Annotated in this window: 18 protein-coding genes; 7 read left to right on the top strand and 11 right to left on the bottom strand. The window is 63.8% G+C overall.

Annotated elements, in window-relative coordinates; all coding sequences use genetic code 11:
• Nucleotides 1–50 precede the first annotated feature (50 nt).
• Together AAIH46_RS04510 and AAIH46_RS04505 are read left to right on the top strand one after the other, a co-directional pair.
• Complete coding sequence (locus AAIH46_RS04510) at nucleotides 51–365, top strand: hypothetical protein (RefSeq protein WP_430304414.1); 315 nt, start codon at nucleotides 51–53, stop codon at nucleotides 363–365.
• Nucleotides 366–487: 122 nt separating this feature from the next.
• Entirely contained in the window at nucleotides 488–892 is a 405-nt protein-coding gene (locus AAIH46_RS04505) for a RidA family protein (protein ID WP_430304413.1), read from the top strand.
• A gap of 4 nt (nucleotides 893–896) precedes the next feature.
• Here AAIH46_RS04505 and AAIH46_RS04500 read toward each other — a convergent pair whose 3' ends face one another.
• The 7 genes from AAIH46_RS04500 to AAIH46_RS04470 all read right to left on the bottom strand — a co-directional run bounded on the left by AAIH46_RS04500 (nucleotide 897) and on the right by AAIH46_RS04470 (nucleotide 8,019).
• On the bottom strand, nucleotides 897–1,466 hold the full coding sequence (locus AAIH46_RS04500; RefSeq protein WP_430304412.1) for a transglycosylase SLT domain-containing protein: 570 nt from the start codon (nucleotides 1,464–1,466) through the stop codon (nucleotides 897–899).
• A gap of 153 nt (nucleotides 1,467–1,619) precedes the next feature.
• Nucleotides 1,620–2,201 (bottom strand): NAD(P)H-dependent oxidoreductase, encoded by a 582-nt coding sequence (locus AAIH46_RS04495; RefSeq protein WP_430304411.1) that lies wholly within the window; start codon nucleotides 2,199–2,201, stop codon nucleotides 1,620–1,622.
• Between the two features lie 208 nt (nucleotides 2,202–2,409).
• Nucleotides 2,410–3,825 (bottom strand): FAD-binding oxidoreductase, encoded by a 1,416-nt coding sequence (locus AAIH46_RS04490; protein WP_430304410.1) that lies wholly within the window; start codon nucleotides 3,823–3,825, stop codon nucleotides 2,410–2,412.
• 1 nt (nucleotide 3,826) lies between these two features.
• Nucleotides 3,827–5,134 carry a cytosine deaminase gene (locus AAIH46_RS04485; RefSeq protein ID WP_430304409.1) on the bottom strand — a complete coding sequence of 436 codons (1,308 nt, stop codon included), beginning with the start codon at nucleotides 5,132–5,134 and terminating at the stop codon, nucleotides 3,827–3,829.
• A complete protein-coding gene (locus tag AAIH46_RS04480; protein WP_430304407.1) occupies nucleotides 5,134–5,964 on the bottom strand; it encodes an ABC transporter permease in 831 nt (276 codons plus the stop codon). The genes AAIH46_RS04485 and AAIH46_RS04480 overlap by 1 nt, the downstream gene beginning before the upstream one ends.
• A complete protein-coding gene (locus tag AAIH46_RS04475) occupies nucleotides 5,964–6,806 on the bottom strand; it encodes an ABC transporter ATP-binding protein (RefSeq protein WP_430304405.1) in 843 nt (280 codons plus the stop codon). The genes AAIH46_RS04480 and AAIH46_RS04475 overlap by 1 nt, the downstream gene beginning before the upstream one ends.
• A 238-nt stretch (nucleotides 6,807–7,044) precedes the next feature.
• Nucleotides 7,045–8,019 carry an ABC transporter substrate-binding protein gene (locus AAIH46_RS04470; RefSeq protein WP_430304997.1) on the bottom strand — a complete coding sequence of 325 codons (975 nt, stop codon included), beginning with the start codon at nucleotides 8,017–8,019 and terminating at the stop codon, nucleotides 7,045–7,047.
• A 222-nt stretch (nucleotides 8,020–8,241) separates the two neighbouring features.
• Between AAIH46_RS04470 and AAIH46_RS04465 the strand changes: the two genes are divergently transcribed.
• Both AAIH46_RS04465 and AAIH46_RS04460 read left to right on the top strand, forming a co-directional pair.
• Complete coding sequence (locus AAIH46_RS04465; protein ID WP_430304404.1) at nucleotides 8,242–9,204, top strand: LysR family transcriptional regulator; 963 nt, start codon at nucleotides 8,242–8,244, stop codon at nucleotides 9,202–9,204.
• Nucleotides 9,201–9,488 carry a hypothetical protein gene (locus tag AAIH46_RS04460; protein WP_430304403.1) on the top strand — a complete coding sequence of 96 codons (288 nt, stop codon included), beginning with the start codon at nucleotides 9,201–9,203 and terminating at the stop codon, nucleotides 9,486–9,488. Before AAIH46_RS04465 ends, AAIH46_RS04460 begins: the two co-directional genes overlap by 4 nt.
• Before the next feature lie 6 nt (nucleotides 9,489–9,494).
• Here AAIH46_RS04460 and AAIH46_RS04455 read toward each other — a convergent pair whose 3' ends face one another.
• Complete coding sequence (locus AAIH46_RS04455) at nucleotides 9,495–10,283, bottom strand: creatininase family protein (RefSeq protein ID WP_430304402.1); 789 nt, start codon at nucleotides 10,281–10,283, stop codon at nucleotides 9,495–9,497.
• Nucleotides 10,284–10,378: 95 nt separating this feature from the next.
• On the bottom strand, nucleotides 10,379–11,263 hold the full coding sequence (locus AAIH46_RS04450; protein WP_430304401.1) for a DMT family transporter: 885 nt from the start codon (nucleotides 11,261–11,263) through the stop codon (nucleotides 10,379–10,381).
• Nucleotides 11,264–11,459: 196 nt separating this feature from the next.
• Here AAIH46_RS04450 and AAIH46_RS04445 point away from each other — a divergent pair, with 196 nt between their 5' ends.
• Together AAIH46_RS04445 and AAIH46_RS04440 are read left to right on the top strand one after the other, a co-directional pair.
• Nucleotides 11,460–12,758 carry an adenylosuccinate synthase gene (locus AAIH46_RS04445; protein ID WP_430304400.1) on the top strand — a complete coding sequence of 433 codons (1,299 nt, stop codon included), beginning with the start codon at nucleotides 11,460–11,462 and terminating at the stop codon, nucleotides 12,756–12,758.
• 60 nt (nucleotides 12,759–12,818) lie between these two features.
• Nucleotides 12,819–15,407 (top strand): hypothetical protein, encoded by a 2,589-nt coding sequence (locus tag AAIH46_RS04440; RefSeq protein WP_430304399.1) that lies wholly within the window; start codon nucleotides 12,819–12,821, stop codon nucleotides 15,405–15,407.
• Between the two features lie 195 nt (nucleotides 15,408–15,602).
• Here the strand turns inward: AAIH46_RS04440 and rpoH are convergent, their stop codons facing one another.
• Both rpoH and AAIH46_RS04430 read right to left on the bottom strand, forming a co-directional pair.
• Nucleotides 15,603–16,511, bottom strand: a complete 909-nt coding sequence (gene rpoH / locus AAIH46_RS04435) for an RNA polymerase sigma factor RpoH (RefSeq protein WP_430304398.1) — start codon at nucleotides 16,509–16,511, stop codon at nucleotides 15,603–15,605.
• A 299-nt stretch (nucleotides 16,512–16,810) separates the two neighbouring features.
• A complete protein-coding gene (locus tag AAIH46_RS04430; RefSeq protein ID WP_430304397.1) occupies nucleotides 16,811–17,851 on the bottom strand; it encodes an RluA family pseudouridine synthase in 1,041 nt (346 codons plus the stop codon).
• Nucleotides 17,852–17,890: 39 nt separating this feature from the next.
• Between AAIH46_RS04430 and AAIH46_RS04425 the strand changes: the two genes are divergently transcribed.
• A complete protein-coding gene (locus tag AAIH46_RS04425) occupies nucleotides 17,891–18,286 on the top strand; it encodes a hypothetical protein (RefSeq protein WP_430304396.1) in 396 nt (131 codons plus the stop codon).

The raw sequence follows: 18,286 nt of genomic DNA, 5'->3' as shown, positions 1-18,286 counted from the left end.
TGGGGATGGCAAAATGAGCGAATAGCGATTTGACGTGGAGCACGTACAGCATGACCACGGAAAATATCAGCCTCGAATTCTTGGCAAAGCAGTCAAAGCTTCAGATTGATGAAGTGCGCCTAGCTCGACAAGATTTGGCCGACATGATGAGGCTTTTGACCGCTACCTATGACCTGACCAGACGGATCGAGCGGCGCGAAACAGAGCTGCGTGATGACATCGAACTGATGGTCAAGATGGAGCTTGGCGGCTCGCTTGCCAACATGCAGAGGATCATTGAGAACTCGCTTTCTCGCGTTGAACACAGCGTCGGAGATGTGGCGCAACGCGTGGAAGCGCTCGAGAGGCAAGGCCTGACGCCTTAACTCAAGCATCGAGAAGCGTGACCTCGAAAACGATCCGCTAGATTCCGGCTGCGCATTTTCCTCATAATCCAGCCAGCTCGGCTATACTTCTCTCGATAGTCACAGAATCACGCAGGGACAGCATGGCACCAACGGCAAAGCAGGTCTTCAACCCGCCATCCGTGAGAAAGCCGTTCGGCGGCTATAATCACGGCCTGCTGGTGCCGCCCGGCGCATCACTGCTGGTAACCTCCGGGCAGCTTGGGATCGCTCCGGACGAGATGATCCCGGATGACGTGACCGGCCAGGCGCAACTCTGCTTCGAAGCGATTGGCGCCATTCTCAGAGAGGCCGGCATGAGCTTTGCCGATGTCATCCGCATCTCCGGCTTCGTTACCCGGCGTGAGGATTTCGGCCCCTACATGGCGGTCCGCGACCGCTACACGCTCGATCCGAAACCGGTCTCGACGCTGCTGATCGTCAGCGGCTTCACCCGACCGGAATTTCTGGTCGAGGTGGAGGTGACAGCCGCCAAGCTTTCCGACTGAAAATCTAGTACCCGCAGGCCCGCAATTGACGCTCGTACTGGCTGGCCATGTGTGCCGATCTCTGGGCGGCGCCTCGTATGCCGGACGTGAACTGGCCGCGCTCATAGCCCGCGTGGCCGGCATAATAGGCGAGGTAGAGCCGGTAGCCGTCGCCGAGCGAGATGCCGTTCCGCCGGTTGCTCTTGTTGTGATACCAGGCGACGAAGTGGATAGCGTCGCCGAAATCGCTGCGGCTGGCGTTCCACCGACCGGTTTCCCGCTTGTAGCTCGCCCATGTTCCGTCGAGCGCCTGAGCGTAGCCGTAGGCGGAAGAGGCACGTTTCCAGGGAATGAAGCCAAGAATGTAGGTGCGCTTGGGTCGTGCATGGGCGCGGAAGCTGGATTCGGTGTAGATCGTTGCCATCAGCACCGGTACCGGCACGCCGTACTCGCGCGATGCATGTCTAGCGTCGCGTGCCCAGTTGTTGAAGAGCCCATCACGCTGCGCAAAGATGGCGCAGGCATTGTCGATCCTGCTCGGCGCGGTTCCGCAGCCGGCAAGAACCAGAAGGGCGATGAAGAACGCAATACGCATCGCTTAACCTCTTGTTCGAAGAGATTAATAGCCGGTAAGATTTAACTAAAGGTTTAGGCGGTTTGAGCGGCCACTCCGATCAGTTCGAGAGCTGACCGCAGGCCGGCGTTCGCCTCGTCGATCTCAGGCGGCACATCGAAATGCCCACCCCGCTCAGAACCGCTCCATCTCGACGCGAACCCTGGCGAGGAAGGCGGCGCGCGTCTCCTCGGTGCAGTTGTTCATGTCGTAATGGGCGAGGAAGCGTACCGGTGCACCGATCTTGATCTGCGCACGGATGACCCGCTTGATGATCTTCTTCGGCGGGTTGCCGACCAGAAAGGCACGCATTGGCGTGCCGCCATAGGTGAGGACTGCCGCGAGCTTGCGGATATGGCGGAGCGTCGGCGTCAGCCTGCCGTCCTCCAGAGCGAAGGAGACGCCCGGCAGCCAGACACGGTCGAAATAACCCTTCAGCATGGCCGGAAAGCCGAAGTTCCAGACCGGCGTGCAGATGACCAGCCCGTCCGCTCTCTTCAGTCGCTCGACATGGGCTTCGACGCCGCCGAGGTTGTCGGGATAGTCATGATAGATGCGGCGGCCATGCGCGGAGAGCACCGGATCAAAACCTTCAGCGTAGAGATCGCAGGCGTCGACCTCGTGACCGGCTTCAGCAAGGCTTGCGCAGGTCTGCCGGAACAGCGCCTTGCCGTAGCTCTCTTCGACCGGGTGGGAATGCAGAACAAGCACGCGCATGCGTTAGGCTCCAGGTCTTTGCCGGCCTGCTGGCGAGGTCGGGGTCGAGGTCAAGATGTTCGCGTTCGGTCGTCTAAGTCCTGTCATCGCCTTTCAGGCCCGTTTCTCTCCGTCATCCTCGGGCTCGTCCCGAGGATCTGCTGCCGTCGCATCCGCGGCAAGGTGGGCAGATGGTCGGGACTGGCCCGACCATGACGAACGCTCGAAGCTACTCCCCCGCCTCGGCCAAGGCTTGCAGGCCGGGGAAGAGGTAGTTCTGGCCCGCCTTGAAATCGAAGTCCGGATCATCCCAGGCGATCATCTTGCCGGGGTTCAGCAACCCTTGCGGATCCGTCTCGCGCTTGAACGCCAGTTGTACTTCGTCCGTCTGCTTCATGCCCCCTTCCTCAAGCGTATAGCGGTGCGGGTTGAACACCGGGCAGCCATTGTCCTCGTGGATGCGGATGATCTCCTCCAACCGTTCGCGCGTGGTGTAGCGCACCAGCGGCAGGCCGGAGCACTGCATGCGACCGTCGAACTTGATGAATTCCAGATGGCCCGGCACCTCGTCGCCGAAAATCTCGACCATCCTAGCGACCTTCGCCACGTGGTCCGGGCTCGGATACTGCACCTGCAGGTATGTGAAGCCCGGATCGACCTTCAGGGCGCGCAGCGTCGTGTGGTTCCACCCGAGTTCATAGGCATGCGGGATGCCCTTCATGCTTTCGACCGTGTCGGAGCGGAAGAGAATCTCGCCCTTCATCCGCTGGGTCAGCGCGAGGAACGGTTCCAGCGAATGCGGCGCCACCATCACCACGACGATCGACTGGTCGCGGTGGCGGATGAACGGCTTGTGGCGCGGGAAGAAATCGTATGGAATGGGAGCCGCGATCGGTGCGACTTCCTTCAGGAGGATGCCGTTCTTGTGGGCGAGCGCATCGCCAAGGCGCACGGCATCCATGAAGTCGTCATAGCCGACCAGCACGTCCACCCAGTCGTAGGCGGGCGCCAGCGGCATTTCCACCTCGATGATGATGCCGTTGGTGCCATAGGCGTGTGTGACCTTCTGCAGGTCCCAGGCGGTGAGATCGAGCACGCGCGGCTCCGCCTCCATGGTGACGACGCGCAGGCGCAGGATGTTGCCGAGATCGCGCAAGCCGCCCCAGTGCACCGAGCCGACGCCGCCCGAGCCGCCGGCGATGAAGCCGCCGATGGTGGCGGTCTGGGCGGTCGACGGGTGAAAGCGCAGTTCCTGGCCGGAATGTGCCTTCGTCTGGCGATCGAGTTCGGCGATCACGATGCCCGGCTCGCAGATCACCCGGCCGGGATGGATGGATTTCACCTGGTTCATGTTGATGAGGTTCAAGACGATGCCGCCGGACAGCGGCATGGCCTGGCCGTAATTGCCGGTGCCGGCGCCGCGGGGAGTGACCGGAACGCCGTGGGCAAAGGCCACCTTCAGCGTGCGGATGACCTCTTCCTCGGTTTTCGGCGAGACCACCAGATCCGCCGTTACGTGGTCGAGTTCGGCTTTCAGGATCGGCGAATACCAGTAGAAGTCACGGCTCTTCTGGCGCACCAGCGCTGGATTGTCTTCGACCGCGATGCCGTCGAGGTCTCTCTTGATCTGTGCGTAATCGGCCATCTTATCTGTCCAGAACCGGGTCAAGGTCACGATAGTCCGGCAGGCGACGGTCGATGCCCATGCCATTCCGCACCACGATGCGGTCAGCCTGCGGACGGGAAAGGAATTCGCTCCAGCGACGTGCCGAAAACAGCACGAGGTCGGCGGGAAGGCCGGGCTTGATGCGGCCGATGTCGCGACGCCCGAGAATGTCGGCGGGGGTAGTCGTCACCACGCGGGCGGCCTCGTCCAGCGGATGGTCGAGGTGCAGGATGCGCACCGCCTCGCGAAACACTTCCACCGGATCGAGATCGCCATAGGCGTAGAAGGGGTCGCGGGTGTTGTCGGAGGACACGGCGGTCGGAACGCCGGCGGCGGCCAATTCGTGGAACAGCGTCACGCCGCGCCAGCGCGGGGTACGCCCCGCGTGGCGGTCCTGCAGGTACATGTTGCACATCGGCAGCGAGACGACCGAGATCCCGGCTTCCGCCACCAGATCGATGGTGCGCCTGGCCAGATCCTCGTCCTGGCGCGCGAGCGAACAGCAATGGCCGACGGTGACGGCGCCCTGAAAGCCGAGCCGCAGCTTTGTCTCGGCGATGGTCTTCAGCGTCAGGACCTCTCTGTCCTCCGTTTCGTCGACATGCAGGTCGATATCGAGGCCATTGTCGGCAGCCGCCTTGAACAGGGTTTCCAGGATCTTTTCGAAGTCCGGCAGGATCCGCGTCGCGCCGCCCAGCAGTCCGCCATGCGTCCTGGTGACGGCAACGATATCGCCAAACACGTTCGCATCGAGAACCTGCTCCAGCGGCAGGAGAGCCACCGCCTGCAGGGCAATCCTGTCCTTCCACGCTTCACGGAGTTCGGCGAACACCTCAAACGAGATGCGGTGCTGCGGCGGAATGCTGTCGAGATGGGTGCGGATCAGCTTCGTCCCGTGGGCGTAGGCGGTCTTCAACGAGAACTCCATGCGGGCGCGTACGTCGTCCGTCGACCAGTTGGCGGCGCGGTCGGCGCTAACATTTTCCAGCGCTCCCATGAACGAGCCGTCCGGATTGCGGCGGCGCTCCCAGATGTGCCCCTTGTCGAGATGTGTGTGCATGTCGACGAAGCAGGGCCAGACCATGCCTTCGCGCAGGTCGGCGCGGGGCAGGGCGGCGGGTGCGGTGCCCGGCGGCAGAACACTCTCGATCTTGCCGTCGGCGATGACGAGGTCGGTGCACAGCAGCCCTTCGCTGGCCGCTGCCGAATAGCCTTCGACGGTGATTGCCGGCAGCGTTGCATTGGCCAGCACGTAATGCGGTGCGTTCGGAAGCTCGACGAAGCTCATCAGTTCTCTCTCCGGATGCTGCTTTCGTGCCAGCGGTGCAGACCGAGCCAGGCAATGAAGGAGGTGATCGCGAAGATCACCACGCCGAGCAGCGACAGCAGGATCAGCGCCGCAAACAGGCGGGGAATGTTGAGCCGGTACTGGGCCTCGAGAAGGCGGAAGGCGAGGCCGGAACCGGCACCGGCCGATCCGGCGGCGAATTCGGCGACGACCGCTGCAATCAGCGACAGGCCGCCGCCGATCCTCAGGCCGGTCATGAAATAGGGGAGCGAAGCGGGAAGCTTCAGGTAGATCAGCGTCTGCCAGCGCGAGGCGCCGTAGAGATCAAAGAGGTTGAGCAGGTTGTGATCGACGCTCTTCAGCCCCTGCACCATGTTCGACAGGATCGGAAAGAAAGCGACAAGGAAGGCACAGATCAGCAGCGCCACCTGCGTCGTCGGCGCGTAGATGAGGATCAGCGGCGCGATGGCGACGATCGGCGTCACCTGCAGGATAACGGCGATCGGGTAGAACGCAGTCTCGATCCACTTCGATTGGACGAGAAAGACGGCGATGCCGACGCCGCCGACGAGCGCCAGCCCGAGTGCGGCGAGGGTGATCTTGGTGGTCACCCACAACGCCGGTGCCAGCGTTCCCCAGTCCTTGACCAGCGCCACGGCGACGGCCGGCGGACCCGGCAGAATGTACTGCGGCACGCCGGTCAGCGTCACCAACGCCTGCCAGAGCAGAACGAGCGCCAGCACCACCAGCAACGGGATGGCGATGCGCAGCGCCGTTTCGCGGTGGCGGGCAAGGAAAGCCTTGGTGGGCGGAATTTCGGCAAGGCTCATCAGTGCATCTCCATGCCGTCGGCGAGGGGAGAACCAATCGCCTCCATCAGGCTCTGCGAGACTTTTTCGCAGGTGGCGCGGTATTCCTCCGAGGTCCGATAGTGGGGGCCACGCTTAAGGCTGGTCTCGATCGGGAAATCGGCATGCACCCGGCCTGGCCGGGCCTTCATCACCACGATGCGGTTGGAGAGATAGGCGCTCTCGAACACCGAGTGTGTGACGAAAATGACCGTGATGCCGGTGTCGCGCCACAGCCGCAGCACGTCGTCGTTCAGCTTCTGGCGGGTGATCTCGTCGAGGGCGGCGAAGGGTTCATCCATCAGCAGCAGTTTCGGCTTCGTCACCAGCGCGCGAGCAATAGAGACACGCATCTTCATGCCGCCCGACAGCTCACGGGGATAGGCATCGGCAAAGTCCTTGAGGCCGACCATGTCGAGACAGGCAAGGATTTCATCCTTCGCCGCGGCCTTGGACATCCCGCGCAGTCGAAGCGGCAGGTAGACATTGCCGAACACCGTCTGCCACGGCATCAGCGTCGGTTCCTGGAAGACGAAGGAGATGTCGCCCTCCGGAAGGCCCTTCGAATTGATCCGCGAGCTTGGCCAGTCGATCGTGCCCGTCGTCGTGTCGCCGAGCCCGGCGATGATGCGCAGCGCCGTCGACTTGCCGCAGCCGGAAGGGCCGAGCAGGCTGACGAACTCGCCGCTCTCGACCGTCAGCGACATTTCCGACAGTGCCAGCGTGCCGCTCAAGAACTGCTTGGTGACCGACTGCATGACCACCAGCGGGCGCTTGCGGGAGGTGCTGGGCGGTGTGGTGGTGATGGTGTCGGTGACGATCATTGCGGGCCTTGTCAGTCTGGCATGTCGTGGTTCAGTCGGCTGAAGGACGGCGGGGAGGGAGAAGTCCCGCTCTGGCCTGCCGGCCATCTCCCCCACAAGGGGGGAGAAAACCTGCGGCTGACGTCACATAAAGTCACGCTGCGATCGTCCGGGTCTAGCCCTCCCCCTTGTGGGGAGGGTGGGGAGGCGTTCTCTCGCCCCAGGTTCAGGAGCCGTGGGGCGACGGTCTCCGTCCTGGCTACTTCTTCAGGTTCATCCCGACGCCCTTGCAGACGAACTTGGTCGAATACGCCTTCTTATAGTCGAGGTCGGCCGGCTCGACGCCGATCTTCACCATCTCGTCGAAGAAGGTCTTGTAGCGGGCGTCGGTGATGCAGCCGATGCCCTTGTCCATCGCATCGCCGGATTCGATGATGCCGTATTCCTTCATCTTGGCGATCGAGAAGGCGATCTGACCATCCGTCATTTCCGGATTGTCCTTCTTGATCAGATCGTTGGCTGCCTTGTTGTCGCCGTAGAGATAGCTGTACCAACCCTCGATCGTCGCATCGACGAAGCGCTGAACCACGTCCGGCTTGCTGTCGAGCATGGTCTGCGTCGTGGTGATCATCGTCGAGTAGGGATTATAGCCGGCATCGGCCAGCAGGAAGACCTTGGGCGCCCAGCCGGCCTGCTTCTCGATTTCATAGGGTTCAGAGGTCAGGTAGCCCTGCTGCGCCGACTTCTTGTCGGCGATGAACGGTGCCGGGTTGAAGGTGTAGGGCTTGTACTGCTCTTCCTTGAAATCCGGGGAATTCTTCTTCATCCACTCGAAGTAGGTGACGTAGCCTTCCTTGCCCATGAAGATGGTGTCGAGCTTGGCGAGGTCCGCGAATTTGTCGACGCCGGCATCCGGATGGGCGAGCAGCACCTGCGGGTCCTTCTGGAAGATCGACGCGACCGAAACCAGCGGGATGCCCTGCTTCACCGCATCCATGTCGCCGAGCGGCCCGCCCATGTAGAAGTCGACCTTGCCGGCGATCAGCAGCGACCGGTTGGCGGCATTCGGGCCACCCTGGATGATCGTCACCTTCAGGCCGTGCTTTTCATAGGTGCCGTCGGCAACGGCCTGGTAGAAGCCGCCATGTTCGGCCTGCGCCAGCCAGTTGGTGCCGTAGGACACCTCGTCGAGCGCCCAAGCCGTGCCCGTGCCGACGCTCAGCCCGAGCGCCATGACCGCTCCGCAGGCGATAGAATTCCTCAGTGCATTCATCCGTCCGTTCCCTTCGTCGCTGTCCCCGGACACCTCTCTCGGATGTCTTTCGATCATTTCAGCCATTGCAATCAGGCTTTGAAAAGCATCAAAATTCGCACGTAACGATGCCTTTACGGCATCACCTGACGTCAGGATGCACAAAGTGTGCGTCATGATCAAAACTTAAGCAATGGGTGGCCGATGCTGCATTCCCGCAAACTGCGATACATCGACGAGATCGCCCGCTCGGGGTCGATCCGCAAGGCGGCCGCCAAGCTCAACGTCGCCTCGTCGGCGATCAACCGGCAGATCCTGGCGCTGGAGGAAGAGCTCGGCGTGCCGATCTTCGAACGCTTACCGCGCGGGCTGCGGCTGACGGCCGCCGGCGAGCTGTGCATCGAGCATGTGCGTGACGTCCTGAAGTCCTATGACAGGCTGGAGACGCGGGTGCGCAGCCTCAAGACGCCGCAGGCGGGGCGGGTGTCGATGGTCTCGACCGTCGGGCTCGCGGCAGGGCCGCTACCGGAAATCGTCGCCCGCTTCGTCGAGCGGCATCCGCGCATCTGTATCCAGCTGGGGATCGACGGCGCGACGACGACCATCAATCCGGTGATGTCCGGCGAGGCGGATCTCGGCGTCGGCTTCAACATTCCGGCGACGCCGGGGCTTCGGACGCTCGCCACCTTCGACATCCCGATCGGCGTCGTGCTGCCGCCGGATCATCCGCTGGCAGCCCAGCTCGGGCCAATCGACCTCAAGAAGGTGGTGCAGGAGCCGCTCGTGCTGGCGCAATCCGGGATGAGCCTCAGGACGATGATCGACCTCATCCTTGCGCCGCTTGCCGTGTCCGTCGAACCGGTGGTCGAGACCGGCGCGCCGGAAACGCTGCGGCATCTGGTAAAGCGCGGCACCGGGCTGACATTCCTCAATCCTCTCGACGTGGTTGCCGACTGCCGCCGTGGTGAGCTGGTGTTCCGGCCACTGGTCGATCCCTACCGCCGTCATCAGCCGATGAAGCTGTTTGCCCGGGCGCGGGCGACCCTCGATACGGCGACCAGCCTGTTCCTCGAGTTCCTCCTGACGGAACTCGAGGAACTGGTCGCCGAGCTGGAGGAGAAGGGTCATGTGCCGCCGCAGCGGATGACCAGCGATGTCAGATCATGAGGTGGGCGTCGACGCTGACCCTGATGGTCGTCGCCGGTGCAGCGCCTGCTCTGTCGGCAGATGTTCCCCGCGACATCGCGGCTTTCGTCGCTGACCGGCAGCAGTGCGATCATTTTCGGAGCGAGGAGCCGTATGACGCGGCGCGGCGCCAGGAGATCGCCGCTGCTCTGGACCGCTTCTGCAGGGGTACCGATGCCCGCCTTTCGGACCTCAGAAAGACGTATCGCAAGGCTCCGGAAAAGATCCGCAGGATGCTGAGCGGCTTCGAATACCCGATCGAATGAACCGGTCTAACCGGCGTAGAGCTCGGACAGCGGGAACGCTGCAAGGTCGCGCAGCATCTGGATGAAATTGCCCACCTGATGGGTGCAGATGGCCGCACCCTTTTCCGCGGTGCCGGCCGAGGCATCGCCGACCACGCCGTTCGGATTGAGGTCGTGAGCAAGCCAGGCCAGCACATGCGGCGGTGTCGGCTGCAGATAGCGGGAACGGCTTTCGGCCTCTGAGACGAAGTTCTGCGCATTCTCCATGCGCACAAGGTCCGGCCGGAAATGCAGCATCAGCGAGGTTTCGACTTCGCCGCCGTGGATGCCGAAGGCCTGCTCGCGAGCGCTGATCATGCCGTCCGGATGGCCGAACCGCCCCCACTGTGTGGCGACCACCGCCATCTGGAAACGGACGCGCATCTCGCGGGCGACGATGTTCATGATGTCGAGATTGCCGCCATGCGAGTTGACGATGACCAGCTTGCGCAGGCCGGCTTCCGCGACCTTGCCGCCGATCGCCGTCCAGGCGGGAATGAGAATTTCCGGTCCCAAAGACAGAGTGCCCGGGCCATAGACATGCTCGTTCGCCTTGCCGATCTCCTGCGTCGGCAGCACGAGGATGTCGAGATCGTCCGGCCGCTGGCGCTTCAGCTCCGTGAGCATCCCGTTGGCGATGGCGACGTCGGTTGCGATCGGCAGGTGCGGACCGTGCTGCTCGGTGGAAGCGATCGGCAGGATGGCGATCGTCGTATCGGGCGACAGGCCGGCGAAATCGAGCGTGTTGAGTTCGTTCCAGTAAAACGGCTTGGCCATTGTTCGTCCCTCTGCAGTCCTCCTTTGGTTAGGAGATCGGCGAGGGACCGAAAAGCGCCAAATTCCGCGCGGCTCGCTGCTTTTTTGGCAACAGTCTATGCAGCCGGCTTCCACCGTTCGGCAATCGCGATGCCGCCGAGCGCCAGGACCAGTGCAATGATGTTGAAGGCGTATAGCTGCTCGCCGATGATCAGCACCGACAGCAGTGTCCCGAACACCGGGATAAGGTTGATGAACAGGCCGGCGCGATTGGCGCCGATGTGGACGATGCCCTGGATGTAGAGCACCTGGGCGATCAGCGAGGCGAAGATCGCAGTGTAGAGCGCCGCTCCCCAGCCGGCCGCATCCGGCCAGACGGCGGCGCCGCTCTGCATTTCCCAGACCACCAGCGGCAGCGTGCAGAGAAGCGCCACCAGCGACGGGATTGCCATCAGCGTGCGCCAGTCAATCGGCGGGCGCCAGCGCAGCGCGATCGTATAGGCGGCATAGGCGAGGACGGCGATCAGCATCAGCCCGTCGCCGAAATTGACCGACAGCGAGAGCAGCGTCCGCAGGTCGCCATGCGATGCGGTAAGAGCGACGCCGACCAGCGTCAGCGAGAAGCCGAGCACCTGGGCTGCCGAGATGCGGATGCGGAAGAGCAGCAGGTTGGCGAGGAAGATCAGGAACGGGATGCCGGCCTGCTCGATCGTCACGTTGATCGCCGTCGTATAGTGGACGGCCGAATACAGCAGCACGTTGAACAGCGTATAGCCGACGGCGCCGAGGAAGATCAGCACCGGCAGGTGCTTCTTCGCCACCGGCCAGTCGCGCCTTACCTGCGGCAGCGAGACCGCGAAGATGATGGCGCAGGCGAAGATCCAGCGCCACATGGTCAGCATCATCGGGCTGACATGGCCGACGGCGAGCTTGCCGACGACGGCATTGCCGCCCCAGCACAATGTCGCGATGATCAGGAAGAAATAGGCTCGAAGATGCAAGAGGTTCCTCCCGGCGGCGATCGGCGGGGCGGGCCTGCCGGTGTCGTTGCGCGGCAATAGCCGCTTGCACTGCATCCTGTCACGCAAAAACCGGCAAAAAGCTCACAGACGGGTCGCTTTCCCGTAAATGACACAGTATAGATGCGCCGGTTTGAGCGGGTGTTGAGGCCCCGCAGTACAGCAGGAAAGCTTCGAAATGACCAATGTCGTGGTAATCGGTTCGCAATGGGGTGACGAGGGCAAGGGCAAGATTGTCGACTGGCTCTCGGAACGCGCCGACATCGTCGTGCGCTTCCAGGGCGGTCATAATGCCGGCCATACCCTGGTCATCGACGGCGTGAGCTACAAGCTCTCGCTGCTGCCGTCGGGCGTCGTGCGACAGGGCAAGATGGGCGTCATCGGCAACGGCGTGGTCGTCGACCCGCATGCGCTGATCGCCGAGATCGGCCGGCTCGCGGACCAGGGCGTCACCGTCACGCCGGAGAACCTGCGGATTGCCGAGAACGCCACGCTGATCCTGTCGCTGCACCGCGAACTGGACGGCATGCGCGAAGACGCTGCCTCCAACAGCGGCACCAAGATCGGCACCACCCGCCGCGGCATCGGCCCGGCCTACGAGGACAAGGTCGGCCGTCGGGCGATCCGCGTCATGGATCTGGCCGATCTCGATGCCCTGGAGGGCAAGGTCGAGCGGATCCTCACGCATCATAACGCCCTGCGCCGCGGTTTCGGCGCGGTCGAAGTCGAGCACAAGACGATCATGGAGGAACTCACCTCCGTCGCCGATCGCGTGCTGCCGTTCATGGAATCGGTCTGGCGGATGCTCGACAAGGAGCGCCGCAAGGGTTCGCGCATCCTGTTCGAAGGTGCGCAGGGTTCGCTGCTCGACATCGACCACGGCACCTATCCGTTCGTCACCTCTTCGAACACGGTGGCCGGTCAGGCCGCTGCCGGCTCCGGCATGGGCCCGGGATCGCTCGGCTACATCCTCGGAATCACCAAGGCCTACACGACGCGCGTCGGCGAAGGCCCGTTCCCGACCGAGTTGACGGACGAGATCGGCCAGTTCCTCGGCGAGCGCGGCCATGAATTCGGCACAGTTACCGGGCGTAAGCGCCGTTGCGGCTGGTTCGACGCGGCACTGGTGCGCCAGTCGGTCGCCACCAACGGCATCACCGGCATCGCGCTCACCAAGCTCGACGTGCTGGACGGTCTGGAGGAACTGAAGATCTGCGTCGGCTACAAACTGGACGGCCAGGAAATCGATTATCTGCCGGCCGCCCAGGCGGCGCAGGCTCGCGTCGAGCCGATCTACGTGACTTTGGAAGGCTGGAAGGAATCGACGGTCGGCGCCCGCAAGTGGGCGGATCTGCCGGCTCAGGCCATCAAATACGTCCGTCAGGTCGAAGAACTGATCGGTGCGCCGGTGGCGTTGCTTTCGACCAGTCCCGAGCGCGACGACACGATACTTGTGACGGACCCGTTTGAAGACTAAAGTCTAACGCTATCTACCTTTTCACTCGGCGAGATGGCCGGTGATCAAGAGAAAGTATCAATGGCTGATTTTGTAGCGGTTATTCGCCGGGCTGTGGACGGGCTGGCGAGCAATACTCCCGAGATGCGTGTCCGGGTTTACGAGAAGGCTCGCGGCGCCGTGCAACGGCAGCTGGAGAACATGAAGCCGCGTCCATCCGACGACATGCTGCGCCGCCAGCTCGAAAAGCTGGACGCTGCAATCGCCGAAGTCGAAGCAGAACATGCCGAAGCCCTGCCGCCGCTCGATGAAGCGGCTGCAGTTCCCGTGGCGGATGTCTATGCCGCCCCGCAAGAACCGCCAGCCGCGGCGTCGCCGGAATATCGCGCCGCGGAAGAGCCGGTCGAAGAACAGCCGCTGGAAGAGCCTGTCCAGCCGGCCGCAGCTGAGCCCCTTGTGGAAAGCTACGATGCTGCCGCGGAGGCAGGCGAGGTTGAACCGCAGGCCGAACCCCAGTCCGATTTCTACGAAACCGCCCCGGCGCCAGCCGAGGACTATCCTGCCTACGAGGCTGCACCGGAACCCGTCGCTGCCGAAGAGCCCGTCTATCATGAGCCGGCCGAGGAGCCGGAGACGGCGCGCGGCGAAGAGCCTCTGCCGATCGGCGAGGATCCGTGGCAACCAAAGGCGCCCGAGCCGGCCTTCGCCGACGCACCGCACACCGATGGGTCGCCGGCGGAAGACGTCTCCGTGTTTGCAGAGCCGGGCGGTTACGAACCTGCCAGCGACGCATCGCAGTCGGATCTGACGGCCGATATCGACACACGTCGTTCGACATCCACCTACGGTGCACCCGCCTGGCCGGATGCGCCGTCGACCACGCCGGTGATGGCCGGCGATCCCTTCGCCGAAGATGACGGACGTCTCGATGACGAACCGGTCGCCGCGAATGGGCAGGGCGCCGACGACTGGTACATGCCGTCGGCCGATGTCGATCACCGCGGTCTTGATCAGCCGCACAACGATTCCGTTCCGGCCGCGGACGCTACCGCCGACGACTGGACGCTGACGAATGACCAGTACGGCGCGCCGGAAACCCGCTCGTCGAGCGACGAAGCATTTTTCGACGACCGCCTCGGCGGCCAGAACCGGGCGTCCCTCGACAGTGGTTCGAGCGCAGAACTGGTGTCCGCACATTTCGACGAAGAGCAGCATGCGGCTGCCAACGCCAAGATGCCGCCGGTATCCGATCTCCCCGATTTCGGCGTCGAGCCGTCGGTGGCGCCGGTTGCGGCGGCCGTCGGTGCGGGCGCCTACGCGCGTTCAGCGTCGCCCGAAGACGACCTGCTCGCCGATTACCTGCAGGCACCGCAGCCGACCGCAAAGATCGCGCCAACTCCTGCCGCGGCCGACGATCCGTGGAACGACCTTGAAGAACTGATCGGCTACGACCGCAATGCGGCGGCTGCCGGCGTTGTCGGTGCAAACGGCGGACACGGGGCGCCGGCTTCGGCCGTCGACGCACAGGCCGACAAGGAAGAGCTCGATGCGCTGATGGCGGCGCCGACCGCTGCCCGCGCCTACCGCGTGACGCCGAAACCGAAGCGCAACTATGCCGCTATCCTGCTGGCGATCGTCGGCCTGCTGCTGCTGGCCGGCGGCGGCTACGCGATCTGGATGAACCGCGACGCGCTGGACCAGGTGGTCGGCGAAGTCACCGGACCGTCCGGCACCGAAACCGCGACGGCACCGGCATCGAATACCGCAGCGCCGGCAACCACGACGACCGCCCCGAACACGACCCAGCCGGCAGCACAGCCGCCGGCGACCACGCCGGCTCAGACGGCCCCGGCTGCAGGCGCTGCCCCGGCCGCTGCGGCTGCGACGACGAAGTTCACCCAGCGGCTGCTGTCGAACGGCACGGAAGTCGATGACGGCGCAGGTGGTCCTTCCGCCGGTGCGCCCGGTCAGTCGGTTGCCCAGCTGAACGCACCTCCGGCCGATGGTGCTGCTGCACCTGCCGCTGGTCCGGTCACGGCTCCGGCCGCGGCTGCGACGGATGCGGCTCCGCAGCAGGTTCCGTCCGCCAATCCCGCCGATGCGGCGGCTGTCACCGGCGAAAAGATCTTCCTCTACGAAGAGCGCATCGGCCAGTCTTCGCCGACTGCTGTCGAGGGTAGCGTCTCTTGGTCGCTGCAGAAGGAGAATGGCGAGAACGGCCGTCCCGAATCGTCCGTACAGGGCCGGATCAGCATTCCCGGTCGCGGTATGACGGCGCTGGTTACCTTCAAGCGCAACACCGACGGTTCGCTGCCGGCGAGCCATCTGGTGGAGTTCGTCTTCTCGCTGCCGAAGGATTTCGAAGGCGGCGCGATCGACAGTGTCCAGCGGATCTCGATGAAGCAGACCGAGCAGGATCGCGGCGACGCACTGATCGCGGTGCCCGCCAAGATCACGCCGGACTTCCACATGATCGCGCTCAACGACTTCCCGGATGCGCGGGCGCGCAACCTGGAACTGCTGAGGACGCGCAACTGGATCGACGTGCCGCTGATCTACAACACCGGCCGCCGCGCGCTGCTGACGCTGCAGAAGGGGCCGGAAGGCACGACCGCCTTCGAAGAGGCGACCCGCGAATGGCAGGCGCTGTCGCCGCCGCAGGGCCAATAAGCCAGGCCCGCTTGCAGATCGACCAACACCAAAAATCCGCCGGAGTGTCTCCGGCGGATTTTTTTCGTTTAGGCTCTGAGCAGCGACACCACGGCAGTCAGCTGGGGGACAGGTGGCGGGCCACGAAAAAGCCCGGCTGCGGGCCGGGCTCGATCTTCCTGTCGGTGAGCGTTAAAGCTCGGTCGCAGTTGCGTGTCAGGCGTCGACGTCGACGACGCGCAGTGCTTTCGCCTGCGCCAGGGCTTCCTTCTGGACGGCCTCCTGGACCTTCTCGAAGGCGCGCACCTCGATCTGGCGGACGCGCTCGCGGCTGATGTCGAATTCCGACGACAGCTCTTCCAATGTCACCGGGTCTTCCGACAGGCGACGGGCCTGGAAGATGCGGCGTTCGCGCTCGTTCAGCACGCCCAGCGCCTTGTCCAGCATCCGGCGACGGGTATCCATCTCGTCCTGCTGGATCAGCACGGCTTCCTGGCTTTCGTGCTCGTCGACGAGCCAATCCTGCCACTGGCCGGCTTCGCCTTCGGCAGCCCGGATCGGCGCGTTCAGCGATGCGTCGCCGGAAAGGCGACGGTTCATCGATACGACCTCCTCCTCGGACACCTTCAGGGTCGTCGCGATCTCGGTCACCTGGTCGGGCTTCAGGTCGCCTTCCTCGATTGCCTGGATGCGGCCCTTCAGCCGGCGCAGGTTGAAGAACAGGCGCTTCTGGTTGGCGGTGGTGCCCATCTTGACGAGCGACCACGAGCGCAGGATGTACTCCTGGATGGAGGCCTTGATCCACCACATTGCGTAGGTCGCCAGGCGGAAGCCGCGTTCCGGATCGAACTTCTTGACTGCCTGCATCAGGCCGACATTGCCTTCGGACACGACTTCGCCGATCGGCAGGCCGTAGCCGCGATAGCCCATGGCAATCTTCGCCACGAGGCGCAAATGGCTGGTGACCAGTTGATGCGCGGCGGCGCGATCCCCATGTTCGGAATAACGCTTGGCCAGCATGTATTCCTGCTGCGGCTCCAGCATCGGAAACTTGCGGATCTCGTCGAGATAACGGTTGAGGCCGGCCTCGCCGGCGGTGATGGATGGAAGCGTATTGCGGGCCATGAAGCACCCCCTTCTGATCGTGTTCCGGCTCCCGAAGGTTACCCCTTGAGGCGAGCCGGGCGGCGCGGTTCTTCCCTCGACCCCGCACCAAGCCAAATGACAGATAAGATCGGCACGCGGGCGATTCAAGCGACGGAGCCGCTCACGTCCTCGTTATGTCATTACGTTGTCGCAACGTCTTGGATCATCCGACTGATCCCGGTTTGCGACGTTCATGATGGTCAAACTCGCAAACTTGGCAGTGGTTTCCGACAAAACACCAGGCGAAGGCGCGACGGACTTCGGATCTTTGGTTCCGGTCAGTCAGTGGCCGGGCTGGCACGCATGGCGTCGAGGAGCTTCTGGAAATCGTCGGGCACGGGTGCCTCGAAGGACATCACTTCGCCGGTGCGCGGATGTTCGAAGGCCAGCAGGTAGGCGTGCAGCGCCTGCCGGCGAAAGCGGTCGACGACCTTCTTTGCCGCGTCCGGCAGGCGGTTGGCCTTGGTCTTGAAGGCAGCGCCGTACTCCGGGTCGCCGATCAGCGGGTGGCCGATATGCGCCATGTGGACGCGGATCTGGTGCGTCCGGCCCGTTTCCAGCCGGCATTCAACCAAGCAGGCGAGGGCGGTCGAGTCAGGCTGTTCCTGGAAGCGCTCGACGACCTCGTAATGGGTGACCGCCTCGCGTGCATCGTCGCTCTCCTCGCGCTTCACCGCGCGCTTCGTGCGGTCCGAGCCGGAGCGGCCGAGCGGCGCATCGATCGTGCCGCGCAACTGGCGCGGCCGGCCCCAGACCATCGCCACATACGCGCGTTCCAGTTCGCCGGTGCGGCCATGGTCGGCAAACTGGGCAGCGAGATGCCGGTGGGCGATATCATTCTTGGCGACGACCATGACGCCGCTGGTTTCCTTGTCGAGGCGATGGACGATGCCGGGCCGCTTGACCCCGCCGATGCCCGACAGGCTGTCGCCGCAATGGTGGATGAGGGCGTTGACCAGTGTCCCGGTCCAGTTGCCGGCAGCCGGATGGACGACCAGTCCGGCAGGCTTGCTGACGACGATCAGGTCGTCATCCTCGTAGAGCACGACGAGCGGGATATCCTCGCCCTTGGGTTCGGGATCCTCCGGCTCGGGCAGGTTGAGCTCGACCATGTCGCCGACGGTGATCTTCTTCTTTGGTTCGGTGCAAATCGTGCCGTTCAGGGTAACGGCACCCTGTTCGATCAGCGCCTTCATCCGGCTGCGGGAGAACTCGCCGCCCATCTGCGCGGTGATCCAGGCATCCAGCCGGCCTTCTGCGTCGTCGCCGGCGGTCAGGACTTTCCTTGACAGCACTCCTTCGTTAAAGGGGTCGTTCATCCGTTTTCCAGTCACAATGAGAGCAAGGACGCCTGCCCGATGGCCAACCTCGAACCCGAGCTTAAGGACGACGAGCCGCTCGATCCGGTGATGGAGAACGTCCGTCGCAAGATGGTGCGCCTGCAACTCGTGTCCGGCGGCATCATGTTCGTCAGCCTTATGGCGGTGTTGATCGCCGTTGTCTACAAGGCAAAGAACTCCGGCGAGGCCGCCAACGCAGGCGTTGTCGCGCCGGTAACGGCGGGTTTTGCGGTTCCCGCCGACCAGCCTTTGCGGACGACGGCGCAGCTGCCGGCAGGCTTCGAAATCCTCTCGGTGTCGCAGTCCGGCGGCCAGCTTCTCTTCTACGGAACGCTGAACGGCGAGCGCAAGGCGCTGATCTTCGACCTCGGCGTCGGCCGCGTCATCGCCGACGTCAGCATCGCCGGCCGCTGA

The organism is Rhizobium sp. 0TCS1.26 (assembly GCF_050455525.1).
Classification (GTDB): domain Bacteria; phylum Pseudomonadota; class Alphaproteobacteria; order Rhizobiales; family Rhizobiaceae; genus Neorhizobium.
The sequence above is the reverse complement of the archived record's forward strand: the minus strand, read 5'-3'. Positions and strand labels throughout refer to the sequence as shown.